The sequence below is a fragment of the Streptomyces sp. NPDC051555 genome (genome assembly GCF_044454405.1).
In the GTDB taxonomy this organism is placed as follows: Bacteria; Actinomycetota; Actinomycetes; order Streptomycetales; family Streptomycetaceae; genus Streptomyces.
Genome location: NZ_JBITDP010000021.1, coordinates 108,002 through 122,426 on the forward strand (window position 1 = coordinate 108,002; position 14,425 = coordinate 122,426).

Below are 14,425 nucleotides of genomic sequence, written 5' to 3' on the forward strand. Positions count from 1 at the left end.
GGCCACCGCCACCGCCACCGCCACCGCCGGCGCCCGGTGCCCGGCGCCCGGCGGCCACCGGTCGGCGGGCGGGCGGGCCCGGAGCGTGGGTCGTATCGTGACGAAAGGTGCGCGGGGCACCCGGTGCCCGGCACGCGGCACGGGTGCGACCCATGGTCCGGCGGACGGGAGCGAGCGTGGAGATCCTGGCATTCGGTGTGACGGCCGACGAGAAGCCGCTGATGGAGCGCGCCTTCGCGGGGGACCACGAGGTCCGCTGTCTGGACGTCTTCCTGAGCGAGGACACCGCGCCGATCGCGGCGGGCTACGAGGTGGTCTCCACCAGCGTGAACGCCGACCTGAACGGGCGGGTGCTGCGCACCCTCGCCGCGGGCGGCACGCGGATGATCGCCCAGCGTTCCACCGGCTTCAACAACATCGACCTGGAGGTCGCGGGCCAGCTGGGCCTGACCGTCGGCCGCGTCTCCTACTACTCGCCGTACTCGGTCGCCGAATTCGCCTGGGCCCTGGCGATGGCGGTCAACCGGCGGATCGTGCGCGCCTCCAACCGCACCCGCGACTTCGACTTCCGGCTGAACGGTCTGATGGGCCGGGACCTGCGGGGTCGCACGGCGGGCGTGCTGGGCACCGGGAAGATCGGCGAGGCGTTCACCCGGATCGCCCACGGGTTCGGGATGAACCTGCTGGGCTGGGACGTCGCGCAGAACTCGGCCTGCGTGGAGCTGGGGATGAAGTACGTCGAGAAGGACGAGCTGTTCGCGGCGGCGGACCTGATCAGCCTGCACGTGCCGCTGCTGGACTCGACGCACCACATCATCGACTCGGCGGCGCTGCGGACGATGAAGGACGACGCGATCCTCGTGAACACCAGCCGGGGCGGGCTGGTGGACACCGACGCGCTCGTCAGCGAGCTGCGGGCCGGGCGGTTCTCGGGGGTGGGGCTCGACGTGTACGAGGCGGAGGCCGGGGTGTTCTTCCTGGACAAGTCCCTGGACGCGGTGGAGGACGACACGCTGGCGCGGTTGGTGACCTTCCCGCACGTGGTGGTCACCTCGCACCAGGCGTACTACACGCGGGACGCGGTGGAGCAGATCATCACCACGACCGTCGCCAACGTGCGCGACTACCTGGCGGGCCGCCGCTCGGAGAACACGCTGGTCCCCCGGGCCTGAGCCCGCGGGGGGTCGGGCCCGACCGCGGCCCGACCCCGCCGGAGCCCTCACGCCCGCGCGGCGCCTCCGGGAGCTCCCGCGTCATCGGCGGGCCCGGCGGGCACCGGGCACATGGCCGCCAACAGGTCGCGGACCACGTCCGCGCCCCGCAGGCTCAGCACCGACTCCGGGTGGAACTGGACCCCGGCGAAGCCGCCCGCCGCGCTGCGCAGGGCGTGCACCTCGTACGTCGCCGGGTCGCGGGAGACCTCCACGCCCGCCGCGGCCAGCCGGGCCGCCGCCGCGTCGTCGCAGCGGGCGGTGTAGGTGTTGTAGAAGCCCACCACCTCCGGGCTGCCGAACAGGTCGACGGTGGTCTGCGCCCCCTGCGCCGGCTCGGCCTTGCGCACCAGCGGCAGCCCCAGCTCGGCGGCCAGCAGCTCGTGGCCCAGGCAGACGCCCAGGATCCCGCCCCGGTGCGTGGCCAGCAGCTCCCGGGCCAGCCCCCGCAGGAGCTGCATCCGGGGGTCGGCGGCGTCCGCCGGGTCGCCCGGGCCGGGTCCCAGTACGACCGGGCCCGTCCACGCGAGGGCGGCGGCGCGCAGCCCCGGGTCGTCGTGGCGGCGTACGGTCACGTCCAGCCCGCACACCCGCAGCACGTGCGCCAGCATCGCGGTGAAGGTGTCCTCCGCGTCGATGACCAGCGCGTGCCCCGCGGCCACCGCGGGCCGGTCCTGCATCCGGAGCCAGAACGGCGCCAGGTCCCGGCGTCGGGCCGCCAGCGCCGCCTGCACCCGGGGGTCCTCGCCGAGCCGGACCGGTCCGGCGACGGGCCGGGGCGCGGCCGGCCGCACCCCGAGGGCGGCCAGTACCCCGGCGGCCTTGGCGTGCGTCTCGGCCACTTCGCCCGCCGGGTCGGAGTGCCGCACCAGCGTCGCGCCGACCGGGACGCGCAGGGCGCCGTCGGCGTCGATGTCGGCGGTGCGGATCAGGATGGGGGAGTCCAGGCTCTGCGTCCCGTCGGCGTCGCGGCCCAGCAGGGCGAGCGCGCCCGCGTAGTAGCCGCGGCCGCCGGTCTCGTAGCGCTCGATGACGCGGCAGGCGTTCTGCACCGGCGAGCCGGTGACGGTCGCCGCGAACATCGTCTCGCGCAGCACCTCCCGCACGTCCAGGGTCGAGCGTCCGCGCAGCTCGTACTCGGTGTGCGCGAGGTGGGACATCTCCTTCAGCCGCGGTCCGACGACGACCCCGCCCCGGTCGGCGACCGTGCACATCATCTTGAGCTCCTCGTCGACGACCATCGACAGCTCCTCGGTCTCCTTGCGGTCGCCGAGGAAGGCGAGCAGGGACTCGGCCGTGGGTCCGCCGGCGGGATAGCGGTAGGTCCCGCTGATCGGATTCATCACCACCGTGCCGCCGGTCATCCGCACGTGGACCTCGGGGCTGGCCCCGACCAGGGTCCTGGTGCCCGTGTGCACGACGTACGTCCAGTACGCGCCCCGCTCGGCCACCAGCAGCCGCCGGAACAGCGCGAGCGCGTCGGCCCGGCCGAAGTCCGGGATGCTGCCGCCGTAGGTGCGCCGGATGACGAAGTTGGCGCCCTCGCCGCGGCCGATCTCGTCCTCGATGACCCGCCGCACGGTGGCGGCGTAGTCCTCGTCCGATACGTCGAAGCAGCCGCCCTCGACCCGCACCTCGTGGTCGGGCAGGGCCGCCAGGGCCTCGGCGAGCGGGACCGCGTGCAGCTGCTCGGCGACCAGCACGCTCAGCGGGGTGCCGTCGTCGCGCACGTCGAAACCGCGCTCGCGGATCTGCCGGAACGGCACCAGGGCGAGCGTGGGCAGGTCCCCGAGCGGGAGGTCGGCGAGGCGCTCCACCTCGTGGACCGGGCCGGTCAGCACCTCGACGGTGTCGTGGTCCAGGCCGGGGGTGCGCCGGCGCAGCAGGGCGAAGGGCGGGGCGTCGTCGTCGAGCAGCTGGTCGAGCAGTTGGCTGAAGGGGTGGTGGTTCATGGGTCGGGCTTCCTTCCAGTGGGGTACGTGGAGGGAGCGGCCCGGAAAACACCGAAGGCCGCCCCCGGGGGCGGCCTTCGCGTCTGTTCGGTGGGTACGCGAGTCAGTGGGCCGCCAACGGAGCGGTCCACCACCAGTTCTGGTTCGAGTGCGCGTACATGTCCGGCACCCTAGCCCATGCTCCGCGGCGCGCCGCAGATCTCCGTCTCACGATCTGATCGCGGGGCTGGACGGTGCGTGTGACGACGTAATGTGTACGAGGTGACCGTGAACGCTGAAAACCAAGCCCCCGCCGCCAAGGCGACCTGGCGAGACCTTCCCGCGGCGCAGCAGCCTTCGTACCCCGATGCCGAGGCTCTGCGCGCTGTCGTCGCGGACCTCGAGTCGTATCCTCCGCTCGTCTTCGCGGGCGAGTGCGACCAGCTGCGCGCCCGACTGGGAGCCGTCGCCAAGGGCGAGGCGTTCCTGCTCCAGGGCGGCGACTGCGCCGAGGCATTCGACGGGGTCTCCGCCGACCACATCCGCGCCAAGCTGAAGACGCTGCTCCAGATGAGCGCCGTCCTGACCTACGCGGCCTCCGTGCCCGTGGTCAAGATCGGCCGCATCGCGGGCCAGTACTCCAAGCCGCGCTCCAAGGACACCGAGACCCGCGACGGCGTCACGCTGCCGACCTACCGCGGCGACTCGGTCAACGGCTTCGCCTTCACCGAAGAGGCCCGGATCCCGGACCCCGAGCGGCTGAAGCGGATGTACCACGCCTCCGCCTCGACCCTGAACCTCGTGCGCGCCTTCACCACCGGTGGTTACGCGGACCTGCGCCAGGTGCACGCCTGGAACCAGGACTTCGTCAAGGCCTCCCCGTCCGGGCAGCGCTACGAGCAGCTCGCGCGGGAGATCGACAACGCGCTGAACTTCATGAAGGCCTGTGGCACCGACCCGGCCGAGTTCAAGGCCGTGGAGTTCTACGCCTCCCACGAGGCGCTGCTCCTCGACTACGAAGGTGCGCTGACCCGCACCGACTCGCGCACCGGCAAGCTCTACGACACCTCGGGCCACATGGTCTGGATCGGCGAGCGCACCCGCCAGCTGGACCACGCCCACATCGAGTTCTGCGCGCAGATCGCCAACCCGATCGGCATCAAGCTCGGCCCCACGACCACCGTGGACGAGGCGCTGACCTACATCGACCGCCTCGACCCGGAGCGCATTCCGGGCCGGCTGACCTTCGTCGTCCGCATGGGCGCCGACAAGGTCCGCGACAAGCTCCCCGAGCTGGTCGAGAAGGTCACCGCTTCGGGCACGACCGTCGCGTGGATCACCGACCCGATGCACGGCAACACCTACGAGGCGGCTTCCGGCCACAAGACGCGCCGTTTCGACGACGTGCTCGACGAGGTCAAGGGCTTCTTCGAGGTGCACAAGGAGCTCGGCACGCACCCGGGCGGCATCCACGTCGAGCTGACCGGTGACGACGTCACCGAGTGCGTCGGCGGCGGCGACGAGATCTTCGTCGACGACCTGCACCAGCGCTACGAGACGGCCTGCGACCCGCGGCTCAACCGCAGCCAGTCGCTGGACCTGGCGTTCCTGGTGGCCGAGATGTACCGCGACCAGTAGGCGTCGCGATCAGTAGGTGGCTTCCTATGAGGGTGGGGCGCGGATCGATGTGATCCGCGCCCCACCGTCGTATCCAGGCCTTTTAGGGAACCCTAAGTTTGGGTAGGGTTAGGTAAGCCTCACCGAATGGGGGGTGGCCCCGCCCCGGGAGGTGAACCGCGTGTACGTCTGCTCTTGCTTCGGCATCACGGACAAGCAGGTCAAGGCCCACGCGGACGCGGGCGCGTGCACGCCCCGCCAGATCGCCTCGGCCACCAAGGCCGGCACCGACTGCGGCTCGTGCGTACGGACCATCCAGGGCATCCTCGGCCGGGGCGCGTGCCCCCGCCGCGAGCTGCTGGAGAAGGGCGACGCCGCCGCCGTACTGGCCGCCGACCCGATCCTCACCGTGGCCGACGGGGTCCTCGCCCCGGCTGCGTGAGCCCCGGGGCACCCTTTCCGCCCGCGCCACCCGTTCGGGCTAGCTCTCCGGCTGCTCCAGCAGCTGCGCGATGTAGAGCGGCTCGCCGATCTGCTCGATGATCTCCAGCTGGGTGTCGAGGTAGTCGATGTGGTGCTCCTCGTCCTCCAGGATCTCCTCGAACAGGCGCGCCGAGGTGATGTCGCCCTTGCCGCGCATGACCTCGGCGCCGCGCTTGAGGCGGTCGATCGCCTCGACCTCGACCTGGCGGTCCGCCTGGAACATCTCCGTCAGGGTCTGGCCGACCCGGACGTGGAAGAGCCGCTGGTAGTTCGGCAGGCCGTCGAGCATCAGGATGCGCTCGGTGATCTTGTCCGCGTGCTTCATCTCGTCGATGGACTCGGCACGGGTGTACTTGGCGAGCTTGGTCCAACCCTTGTTGTCCTGGATGCGGTAGTGCAGCCAGTACTGGTTGATCGCAGTCAGCTCGCCGGTCAACTGCTCGTTCAGGAATTCGAGAACCTCGGGGTCGCCCTGCATGGCAGCGGGCTCCTTCCAAGTGGTGTGACGGGGCAGGTGCGCGCATCCTCGCACCGCCGTCCGGGGGCGTCCAGTAAGTGCCTCCTTAGTGGGAGTTACTCGGACTTGCCCGAATCGGTTCAGACCTGGTCATGACCACCCCGGCCAGTCTGTCACCATGGAGTCATGGGTCAGCCGGAAAGCCGCGAAACTGCGGAAGCAGCGCAGCTTGAGCTTCCTCCGGGACAGCGATTGCAGCGGGGCTGGCCGGTCACCCACTACGGTCCCGTGCCCAAGTTCAAGCCGGAGCGCTGGGAGTTCAGGGTCTTCGGCGCCACCGCCGACGGTGACAAGCACTGCTGGAACCACGAGGAGTTCTCGGCCCTGCCGTTCTCCTCCGTGACGGCCGACCTGCACTGCGTGACGAAATTCAGCATGGCCGGGGCCGAATGGGGCGGTGTGCTCACCCGTGCGCTGCTGGAGCTGGCGCCGCCCGCGCCGACGGCCACCCACGTGATGGTGTGGGCCGAGTACGGCTTCAGCTCGAACCTGCGGCTCGCCGATTTCGCCTCCGAGCGGGCCCTCTTCGCCACCCATCAGGGCGGTGAACCCCTGACCGCCGAACACGGCTTCCCGCTGCGGCTGGTCGTCCCGCACCTGTACGCCTGGAAGGGCCCCAAATGGGTCCGCGGCATCGAGTACATGACCGCCGACCGGCGCGGTTTCTGGGAAGAGCGCGGCTACCACAACATCGGCGACCCTTGGCGCGAGCAGCGCTACTCCTACCAGGAGGAGCCGGGCGACGGCCCGGAGCTCTGACCGACGGGATCCTTGACCGGCAGCCCTGACGGCCCCGCGTCAGTGCAGCTCGCGCAGCTCCTTGAGCAGCGCGACGTCCGCCGCGTGCCCCTCCTTGCCGCCCGGCGTCTCGATGACCAGCGGTACGCCGTCCATCGCCGGGTGCGAGAACAGCTCGGCGAAGGCCTCGCGCCCGATGTGCCCCTGGCCGATGTTGGCGTGCCGGTCCTTGTGGGCCCCCACGCCTTCCTTGGAGTCGTTCGCGTGGATCAGCTTCAGGCGGCCCTCGCCCACCGTGTCCACCAGCAGGTCCAACGTCTGCTTCGTCCCGCCCGGTTCCGCCAGGTCGTGGCCGGCCGCGAAGATGTGGCAGGTGTCCAGGCAGATCCCGAGCTTGGGGTGGGCGTCGAGCGCCTCGAAGTACGGGCCGAAGTCCCAGGTCCGCGAGCACAGCGAGAAGCCCTGCCCGGCCGTCGACTCCAGCAGCAGGAAGGGGTCGTCGTCGTGCGTCAGCTCGTCCAGCAGCGGCAGCATGTGCTCCCTGACCTGCGCGTACGCCAGTTCGCGCGGGCGGCCGCCGGTCGCCGAACCGGTGTGGACGACCACGCCGCGGGCGCCGATCTCGCGCCCCCGGCGCAGCGAGTGGCGCAGCGACTCCACCGACTTCTCCACCGTCGCCTCGGTGTGCGAGCCGAAGTTGATCAGGTACGGGGCGTGCACGTAGACCGGGATCGCGTCCTGCGCGCACCCCTCGCGGAACAGTTCGTCCTGCGCCGGGTTGCCCACCGGGGTCGCCCAGCCGCGCGGGTTGGCGACGAAGACCTGGACGGCCTCGGCGCCCATCTCCCGGGCGTACGTCAGCCCGACCGAGGCGAGCCCGCCCGCGACGGGCACGTGCCCGCCCACCGGATTGCGCACCGCGCCCGGCGAGTGCGTCCGCTGCGTCCCGCGCATCCCTACAGCCCCTTGGTCTTGACGGTGATCGTGCTGCCCTCGGGGGCGCTCTGGCCGGCCGGCACCGACTGGGTGTCGACGGTGTTGCTGAAGGAGAGGAACGGCCGTTCCACCTTCACCTTGAAGCCCGCGCCCTCCAGCGCCCGCTTCGCGGCGTCCGCGTCCTGGCCGACGACGTTCGGCACCGGGACCTGACGCGGCCCCTTGGAGACCGTCAGCGTCACCGTGTCGCCCGCGGCCGCCTGGGCGCCGGCGCTCAGCGACTGGTTGGCGACCGAGCCCGCCGGGCTGGCCGAGTTGACCTGCTCCGGCGCGACCTCGACCTTGAGGCCGAGCCCTTCCAGCCCGGCGCGGGCCTGTTCGACGCCCGCGCCGACCACGCTGGGCACCTGGACCGGGCGGCCCTTGCTGACCACCAGCGCCACCGCCGCGTCCGGGGCCAGCGGAGCGCCGCCCTCGGGGCTGCTGCTGATCACCGCGCCCTGCGGGAGGTCCTGGCTGAAGGCCTGGCTGACGATGCCGGGCGCGAGGCCCGCCTTGGTCAGCTCCGCCTTCGCGGCGTCGAGCGGCTTGCCCTTGACGTTGGGCACGAGGACGACCTGCGGGCCGCGGGAAATGACCAGCGTCACCGCGCCGTTGCCGCGGATCCGCTCGCCGCTCTCCGGGTCGCTGTTCATCACGGTGCCGCGCTCGACGGTGTCGCTGAACTTGCGGTCGACCCCCTTCACCCCGAGGCCCGCCGCCGACAGCTGGGCGCGGGCCTGCTCCTCGGTCTTGCCGAGCAGGCGCGGGACCTGGGTGAACTGACCCGCGCTTATGTACCAGACCCCGGTCCCCAGGCCCAGGGCCAGCAGGATCCCGGCGATGATCAGGTACGTCCCGCGCCGGGGGCGGGGCCGTCGCACCGCGTGCGGGCGCCCGGTTCCGGGCGGCGGGCCGGGGTGCTCCAGCCGGGAGGTGTGTTCCGCCGGCGCGGCCGTCGGGGCGGTGCGCGGGATCACGCCGGTCCGGTCCTCGGCCGCGGTCCGCTCCTCGGCGCGCGCCTGCGGCGGTACGGTGTCCAGCTCGCCGTCGGTCAGCGCGGACCGGGCCTCGCGGACCAGGGCGAGCAGCGCCACCGCGTCGTAGGGACGCAGCTCGGCGTCGCGGGCGCAGGCGGTGGCGACCAGCTCGTCCAGCGCCACCGGAAGCCCGGGGACGGCGGCCGACGGGGCCGGCACGTCCTCGTTGAGGTGGCGGAAGATGACCTCGGCCGGGGTGCCGCCGGTGTGCGGCTTGGTGCCCGTGAGCATCTCGTACAGGACGACGCCGCAGGCGTAGACGTCGACGCGGGCGTTGGTGAGCCCGTTCTCGATCTGCTCGGGGGCGAGGTAGGAGACCGTGCCGAGGACCGAGCCGGTGGTGTCGGTGACGGAGTCGACGCTGCGGACCAGGCCGAAGTCGGCGACCTTCACCCGGCCGTCGTCGCCGATCAGGACGTTCTCGGGCTTCACGTCCCGGTGCACCAGCGCGGCGCGGTGGGCCGCGCCGAGTGCGGCCAGCATCGGCTCCAGGATGTCCAGCGCGGCCCGCGGCCGCAGCGCGCCGCGCTCGCGGAGCACGTCGCGCAGGGTGCAGCCGGAGACGTACTCCATGGCGAGGAAGACGAACGGGCCGTCCGTGCCCTGGTCGAAGACGCCGACCACGTTGGGGTGCGCGAGCCGGGCCACGGATTTGGCCTCGCGGATGAACCGCTCGACGAAGGCGCCGTCGGCGGCGAGGGCCGGGTGCATCACCTTGAGCGCGAGCACGCGGTCGAGGCGGGTGTCCACGGCCCGGTAGACCGTGGCCATCCCGCCGACCGCGATGCGGGCGTCGATGCGGTAGCGGCCGTCGAGCACGCGCCCGACGAGGGGGTCGTCCAGGGTCGTATCCACCCGGCGATTCTACGAGGGCCCCGTCGGCCCCGATCGCCGGTCCCGTTCTCTTGCAGCGCACCTGTGACGGTGCGGCCCCCTCAGAACGCCGGGCGCTCCGGGTCCAGGGCCGCGCGGCCCTCGACGGGGGAGGAGGCCGCGGCGAAGTGGCGGCGCGGGATCCGGCCGGCGCGACGGGCCAGGCGACCCGCCGTCACGGCGTCCCGCATGGCCGCCGCCATCAGCACCGGTACCTGCGCCCGGGTCACCGCCGAGGCCAGCATCACCGCGGCGCAGCCCAGCTCCATCGCGAGGGCCGCGTCGGACGCGGTCCCGGCCCCGGCGTCCAGGACCACCGGCACCCCGGCCCGCTCGACGATCAGCTCGAAGTTGTGCGGGTTGCGGATGCCCAGCCCCGACCCGATCGGCGAGCCGAGCGGCATGATCGCCGCGCAGCCCACGTCCTCCAGCTTGCGGGCGAGCACCGGGTCGTCGTTGGTGTACGGCAGGACCGTGAAGCCCTCGTCGACCAGGGTCTCGGCGGCGTCGAGCAGTTCGACGCCGTCGGGCAGCAGGGTCCGCTCGTCGGCGACGACCTCCAGCTTGATCCAGTCGGTGCCGAGCGCCTCGCGCGCGAGGCGCGCGGTCAGCACGGCCTCGCCCGCGGTGAAGCAGCCCGCGGTGTTGGGCAGGACGGCGATGCCGAGCCGGTTCAGCACGGACAGCACGGATCCCTGGACGGTGGGGTCCAGGCGCCGCATCGCGACGGTGGTGAGTTCGGTGCCGGAGGCGATCAGGGACCGTTCCAGGACGTCGAGGCTGGGCGCGCCGCCCGTACCCATGATCAGGCGGGACGAGAAGGTCCGGCCGCCCAGGACGAAGGGGTCGTCGGTCGTGGTGTCGGGGGTCGTGGTGTCGGGGGTCGTGGTCCGGTGGGCCATGGTTCAGCCTCCCTGGACCGCGGTGAGGACCTCGACGCGGTCGCCGTGGCCCACCGGGGTGGCGGGCCACTGGCCGCGCGGGACCACGGTCTCGTTGAGCGCGGCGGCGACCCCCTTGGGCGCGGCGGTCAGGGTGGCGACGACCGTGTCGAGGGTGGTGCCCGCGGGGAACGAGCGGGGCTCGCCGTTGACGGAGACGACCGGGGCGCCGGGGGTTCCGGGGGTGTCCGAGGTGCCGGAGACGGTCATGCGGGGGACTCCTCGCGTACGGCGGAGAAACGGCGCGGGCTGAAGGGGCGGGCCACCTCGGGCAGTTCCCCGGTGGTCAGTACGTCGGCCAGTACGTCGCCGGTGATCGGGGTGAGCAGCACGCCGTTGCGGTAGTGCCCGGTGGCCAGGTGCAGCCCCGGCAGCTCGGTCGGGCCGAGCAGCGGGGCGTTGTCGGGGGAGCAGGGGCGCAGGCCCGCGCGGGTCTCGGTGAGCGGCAGCTCGGTGATCCCGGGCACCAGCTCGTGCGCGTCGCGCAGCAGCTCGTACACCCCGCCCGCGGTGACGGTGGTGTCCCAGCCCAGCTCCTCGCTGGTGGCGCCGACGACGAGCTCGCCGTTCTCGCGCGGGACCAGGTAGACGTGGCTGCCGCGGACCACGGCCCGCACGGTCCGGGACAGGAAGGGCGCGTAGGAGGGCGGCACGGCGAGCCGCAGCACCTGCCCCTTGACCGGTCGTACGGGGGGCAGCGCCCGCGGCGGTACGCCGGCCAGCCTGCCGCTGAGGCTGCCCGCGGCCAGCACCACCTGGTCGGCGGCCAGCGCGGTGCCGTCGTCGAGCAGCGCCCCGGCGGCCCGGTCGGCGGTGACGGTGAGCCGGGTGGCGGCCGCCCGGTGGATGTCCACGCCGGCCCGCTCACAGGCGGCCAGCAGGCCGGCCGCGAGCCGCCGGGGGTCGACCTGGTGGTCGCCGTCCACGCGCAGCCCGCCGCGTACGCCCGGCGCCAGCATCGGCTCCAGGCGGCGGCACTCGCGGCCGGTCAGCCACTGCGCGTCCAGGCCGCAGCGGCGCTGGAGGGCGTGCAGCTCGCGCAGGTGGACCCGGTCGTCGGCGTCGAGGGCGACGGCGAGGGTGCCGCAGGCGCGGTAGCCGATGTCCAGGCCGCCGCTGGCGTCGGCGAGCTCCGCGGCGAAGGCCGGGTAGCGCTCGGCGGAGGCGAGGTTCAGGCCGAGCAGGGTCTCCTCGCCGTAGTGCAGCTCGGTGACGGCGGCGAGCATGCCGGCCGCGACCTGGGCGGCGCCGCCGCCGGGCGCCGGATCGGCCAGCGCGGTGCGCAGTCCGCGCCGGGCCGCCCGCCAGGCGGTGACCAGGCCGATGATGCCGCCTCCGATGACGAGGACATCACATCCCCGGCCGGAATCTCCGCCGGAATTTCCGTAAGAATGCATGGGCGTCCAGCCCCTCCCTTCGCCGGCATGACCCGGATCAGGTTCGTACGGTCGGAGGCCGTCCAGCCTCCCTCTCAGCCCGGTCCGCCGGGCTCCCGCGATAGGTACGGTGGCCAGACTAACCCCGCTGCGGGGGCCCGGTAAGGCTGCCTCCCTATTCCTGACGGACCGTCAGATGATTAGGCTGGGCGCCGTGAACGAGCAGACGCAGGAGCAGGCGCAGGAGCAGGCGCACGAGCGGACCGAGCAGACCCGGGAGCGGACGGACCCGACCCCGGCCACCGCGGTCCCACCCGCCGTGGTGATCGTCGGCGCCGGCATGGCCGGGGTGCAGACCGCGGTGGCCCTGCGGGAACAGGGCTTCACCGGCCCGGTGACCCTGCTGGGCGCCGAACCCCACCAGCCCTACGACCGGCCCCCGCTCTCCAAGGCCGTCCTCCTCGGCAAGGCCGAGGGCGCCGCCTTCGACGTGGACTTCGAGGGCCTCGACATCGACCTGCGGCTCGGCGTCGAGGTCGCCGCCCTGCGCGCCGCCGACCACGCGCTCGACACCACCGCGGGCCCCGTCCCCTACGGCGTCCTGGTCCTGGCCACCGGCGCCGAGCCGCTCACCCTGCCCGGCACCGAGGGGGTCCCCGGCGTCCACCTGCTGCGCACCCTCGACGACGCCGAACGGCTGCGGCCGGTGCTGGCCACCGCGCCCGAGGCCGTGGTGGTCGGCGCCGGCTGGATCGGCGCCGAGTTCGCGACCGCCGCCCGCGGGGCGGGCTGCTCCGTCACCGTGGTCGAGGCCGCCGACCGGGTCCTCGCCGGGGCCCTGCCCGCCGAGGTCGCCGCCCCCATGGCCGATTGGTACGCCCAGGCCGGGGCCCGCCTGATCACCGGGGCCAAGGTCGCCGGCATCGAAGCGGGCGCGGCCGGCGCCCCGGGCCGGGTGCTGCTCGCCGACGGCCGCGAGCTGCCCGCCGCCGCCGTGGTCGTCGGCATCGGCGCCCGCCCCGCCACCGGCTGGCTGGCGGGCACCGGGGTGGAGCGCGGGAGCGACGGCTCGATCACCGCCGACGCCCACCTGCGCACCTCCCTCCCCGACGTGTACGCCGTCGGGGACTGCGCCTCCTTCCCGTCCGCGCGCTACGGCGCCCGGCTCCTCGTCCACCACTGGGACAACGCCCTGCAGGGCCCGCGCACGGTCGCCGCCCACATCCTGGCGGAGCTCGCCGGGGAGACCGCCGCCGTCTACGACCCCGTCCCGTACTTCTGGTCCGAGCAGTTCGGCCGCTTCGTCCAGTACGCCGGGCACCACGCCGGGGCCGACGCCCTGCTGTGGCGCGGGGACCCGGCCGACGCCACCTGGTCGGTGTGCTGGCTACGGGCCGGGGTGCTGGTGGCGGTGCTCACCGTGGGCCGCCCGCGCGACCTGGCGCAGGGCCGCAAGCTGATCGAGTCCGGGGCGCGGGTGGATCCGGACAAGGTGGCGGACCCGTCGGTTCCGCTCAAATCCACGGTTCTGTAGCGCGCCGGAGGGCCGGGCGGACCCCCCCCCGCCCCGCCCGACTACCGACTGTCAGCCCCGGATGGCAGGCTTGTCCTCGTGACCGAGATTGACGCAAAGATCGAAACCCTCGTCCCCGCCTGGCTCTACCTCCCCGACATCGCGGAGATGCTGGGCGTCGAGGTGACCAAAGTCCGACAGATGGTGAAGGAAGGCCAGCTCATCGCGGTGCGCCGCGGCGAGAACCGTTCCCTCCAGGTGCCGGCCGCCTTCATCGACGGCGACAAGGTCGTCAAGGGCCTCGTCGGCCTGCTGACCGTGCTGCGCGACGACCGCTTCTCCGAGGACGAGATCCTGGAGTGGCTGTTCACCGCCGACCCCACCCTGCCCGGCACCCCCGTGCAGGCCCTGAGTGAGAATCGGGGCACGGAGGTGAAGCGCCGCGCTCAGGCGCTCGCCCTCTGACCTGATCCGCTCCACGTGGCGTGCGGGCCCGCCCACGGCCCGTACGCCACGACCACCACGGGGGTTTTCCCATGCAGCAGCTGTCCGATGCCCGGCTCTACCTGTGCACGGACGCCCGCAAGCGGCAGGGTGACCTCCCCGAGTTCCTCGACGCCGTCCTCGCGGGCGGGGTCGACATCGTCCAGCTGCGCGACAAGGGCATGGAAGCGGGCGAGGAGCTGGAGCACCTCCAGATCTTCGCCGAGGCCGCCCGGCGGCACGGCAAGCTCCTCGCCGTCAACGACCGCGCCGACGTGGCCCACGCCATCGGCTCCGACGTCCTGCACCTGGGCCAGGGCGACATCCCCGTCCCCGCCGCCCGCGCGATCCTCGGCGCCGGCGTGCTGATCGGCCGCTCCTGCCACGCCGAGTCCGAGGTGGACGCGGCCGTCGCCGAGCCCGGGGTCGACTACTTCTGCACCGGTCCCTGCTGGCCCACCCCGACCAAGCCCGGCCGCTTCGCGCCGGGGCTCGACCTGGTGCGCCACACCGCCTCCCTCGCCCAGGACCGCCCCTGGTTCGCCATCGGCGGGATCGACGCCACCAACCTCGACGAGGTGCTGGACGCGGGCGCCGACCGCGTCGTGGTGGTCCGCGCGATCACCGAGGCCGACGACCCGGGCGCGGCCGCCGCGGCCCTCGCCGAGCGGGTCCGCGCGCGCCTGAGCTGACGTACTGCCCGCCGCCGCCCCGCCATTTCGCCCCG

14 protein-coding genes and 1 riboswitch are annotated in these 14,425 nt (G+C 73.2%); of the genes, 7 read left to right on the forward strand and 7 right to left on the reverse strand.

The window, feature by feature from the left end; all coding sequences use genetic code 11:
• The first annotated feature begins 176 nt into the window (after positions 1–176).
• Positions 177–1,172 (forward strand): 2-hydroxyacid dehydrogenase, encoded by a 996-nt coding sequence (locus tag ACIBEA_RS33135; protein WP_399266892.1) that lies wholly within the window; start codon positions 177–179, stop codon positions 1,170–1,172.
• Positions 1,173–1,219: 47 nt separating this feature from the next.
• Here ACIBEA_RS33135 and ACIBEA_RS33140 read toward each other — a convergent pair whose 3' ends face one another.
• A complete protein-coding gene (locus ACIBEA_RS33140) occupies positions 1,220–3,163 on the reverse strand; it encodes an anthranilate synthase family protein (protein ID WP_399266893.1) in 1,944 nt (647 codons plus the stop codon).
• A 261-nt stretch (positions 3,164–3,424) separates the two neighbouring features.
• On the opposite strand from ACIBEA_RS33140, the gene ACIBEA_RS33145 reads away from it, so the two are divergent.
• Positions 3,425–4,780 carry a class II 3-deoxy-7-phosphoheptulonate synthase gene (locus ACIBEA_RS33145; protein WP_399266894.1) on the forward strand — a complete coding sequence of 452 codons (1,356 nt, stop codon included), beginning with the start codon at positions 3,425–3,427 and terminating at the stop codon, positions 4,778–4,780.
• A gap of 151 nt (positions 4,781–4,931) precedes the next feature.
• Positions 4,932–5,201, forward strand: coding sequence for a bacterioferritin-associated ferredoxin (locus ACIBEA_RS33150; RefSeq protein WP_399266895.1), 270 nt, complete (start codon positions 4,932–4,934; stop codon positions 5,199–5,201).
• Positions 5,202–5,240: 39 nt separating this feature from the next.
• Here the strand turns inward: ACIBEA_RS33150 and bfr are convergent, their stop codons facing one another.
• Positions 5,241–5,720 (reverse strand): bacterioferritin, encoded by a 480-nt coding sequence (gene bfr, locus ACIBEA_RS33155; protein ID WP_399266896.1) that lies wholly within the window; start codon positions 5,718–5,720, stop codon positions 5,241–5,243.
• Positions 5,721–5,885: 165 nt separating this feature from the next.
• On the opposite strand from bfr, the gene ACIBEA_RS33160 reads away from it, so the two are divergent.
• Positions 5,886–6,518, forward strand: coding sequence for a sulfite oxidase-like oxidoreductase (locus tag ACIBEA_RS33160; RefSeq protein ID WP_399266897.1), 633 nt, complete (start codon positions 5,886–5,888; stop codon positions 6,516–6,518).
• A gap of 39 nt (positions 6,519–6,557) precedes the next feature.
• On the opposite strand, the gene ACIBEA_RS33165 is transcribed toward ACIBEA_RS33160, so the two are convergent.
• The 5 genes from ACIBEA_RS33165 to thiO all read right to left on the reverse strand — a co-directional run bounded on the left by ACIBEA_RS33165 (position 6,558) and on the right by thiO (position 11,723).
• Positions 6,558–7,451, reverse strand: coding sequence for a deoxyribonuclease IV (locus ACIBEA_RS33165; RefSeq protein ID WP_399266898.1), 894 nt, complete (start codon positions 7,449–7,451; stop codon positions 6,558–6,560).
• Between the two features lie 2 nt (positions 7,452–7,453).
• Complete coding sequence (gene pknB, locus ACIBEA_RS33170; protein ID WP_399266899.1) at positions 7,454–9,367, reverse strand: Stk1 family PASTA domain-containing Ser/Thr kinase; 1,914 nt, start codon at positions 9,365–9,367, stop codon at positions 7,454–7,456.
• An 80-nt stretch (positions 9,368–9,447) separates the two neighbouring features.
• Positions 9,448–10,287 carry a thiazole synthase gene (locus ACIBEA_RS33175; RefSeq protein ID WP_399266900.1) on the reverse strand — a complete coding sequence of 280 codons (840 nt, stop codon included), beginning with the start codon at positions 10,285–10,287 and terminating at the stop codon, positions 9,448–9,450.
• A 3-nt stretch (positions 10,288–10,290) separates the two neighbouring features.
• Positions 10,291–10,536: a sulfur carrier protein ThiS gene (gene thiS / locus ACIBEA_RS33180; RefSeq protein WP_399266901.1), complete on the reverse strand. Its 246-nt coding sequence runs from the start codon at positions 10,534–10,536 to the stop codon at positions 10,291–10,293.
• Positions 10,533–11,723: a glycine oxidase ThiO gene (gene thiO, locus ACIBEA_RS33185; RefSeq protein ID WP_399266902.1), complete on the reverse strand. Its 1,191-nt coding sequence runs from the start codon at positions 11,721–11,723 to the stop codon at positions 10,533–10,535. Before thiO ends, thiS begins: the two co-directional genes overlap by 4 nt.
• Positions 11,721–11,832: riboswitch (TPP riboswitch) on the reverse strand. It overlaps the preceding gene by 3 nt.
• Positions 11,833–12,042: 210 nt before the next feature.
• Between thiO and ACIBEA_RS33190 the strand changes: the two genes are divergently transcribed.
• From ACIBEA_RS33190 to thiE, 3 genes are all read left to right on the forward strand, one after another.
• Entirely contained in the window at positions 12,043–13,236 is a 1,194-nt protein-coding gene (locus tag ACIBEA_RS33190; RefSeq protein WP_399266933.1) for an NAD(P)/FAD-dependent oxidoreductase, read from the forward strand.
• A gap of 78 nt (positions 13,237–13,314) precedes the next feature.
• Positions 13,315–13,680, forward strand: coding sequence for an Rv2175c family DNA-binding protein (locus tag ACIBEA_RS33195; protein ID WP_385780984.1), 366 nt, complete (start codon positions 13,315–13,317; stop codon positions 13,678–13,680).
• A gap of 71 nt (positions 13,681–13,751) precedes the next feature.
• Positions 13,752–14,390 carry a thiamine phosphate synthase gene (gene thiE, locus ACIBEA_RS33200; protein WP_399266903.1) on the forward strand — a complete coding sequence of 213 codons (639 nt, stop codon included), beginning with the start codon at positions 13,752–13,754 and terminating at the stop codon, positions 14,388–14,390.
• Positions 14,391–14,425 lie beyond the last annotated feature (35 nt).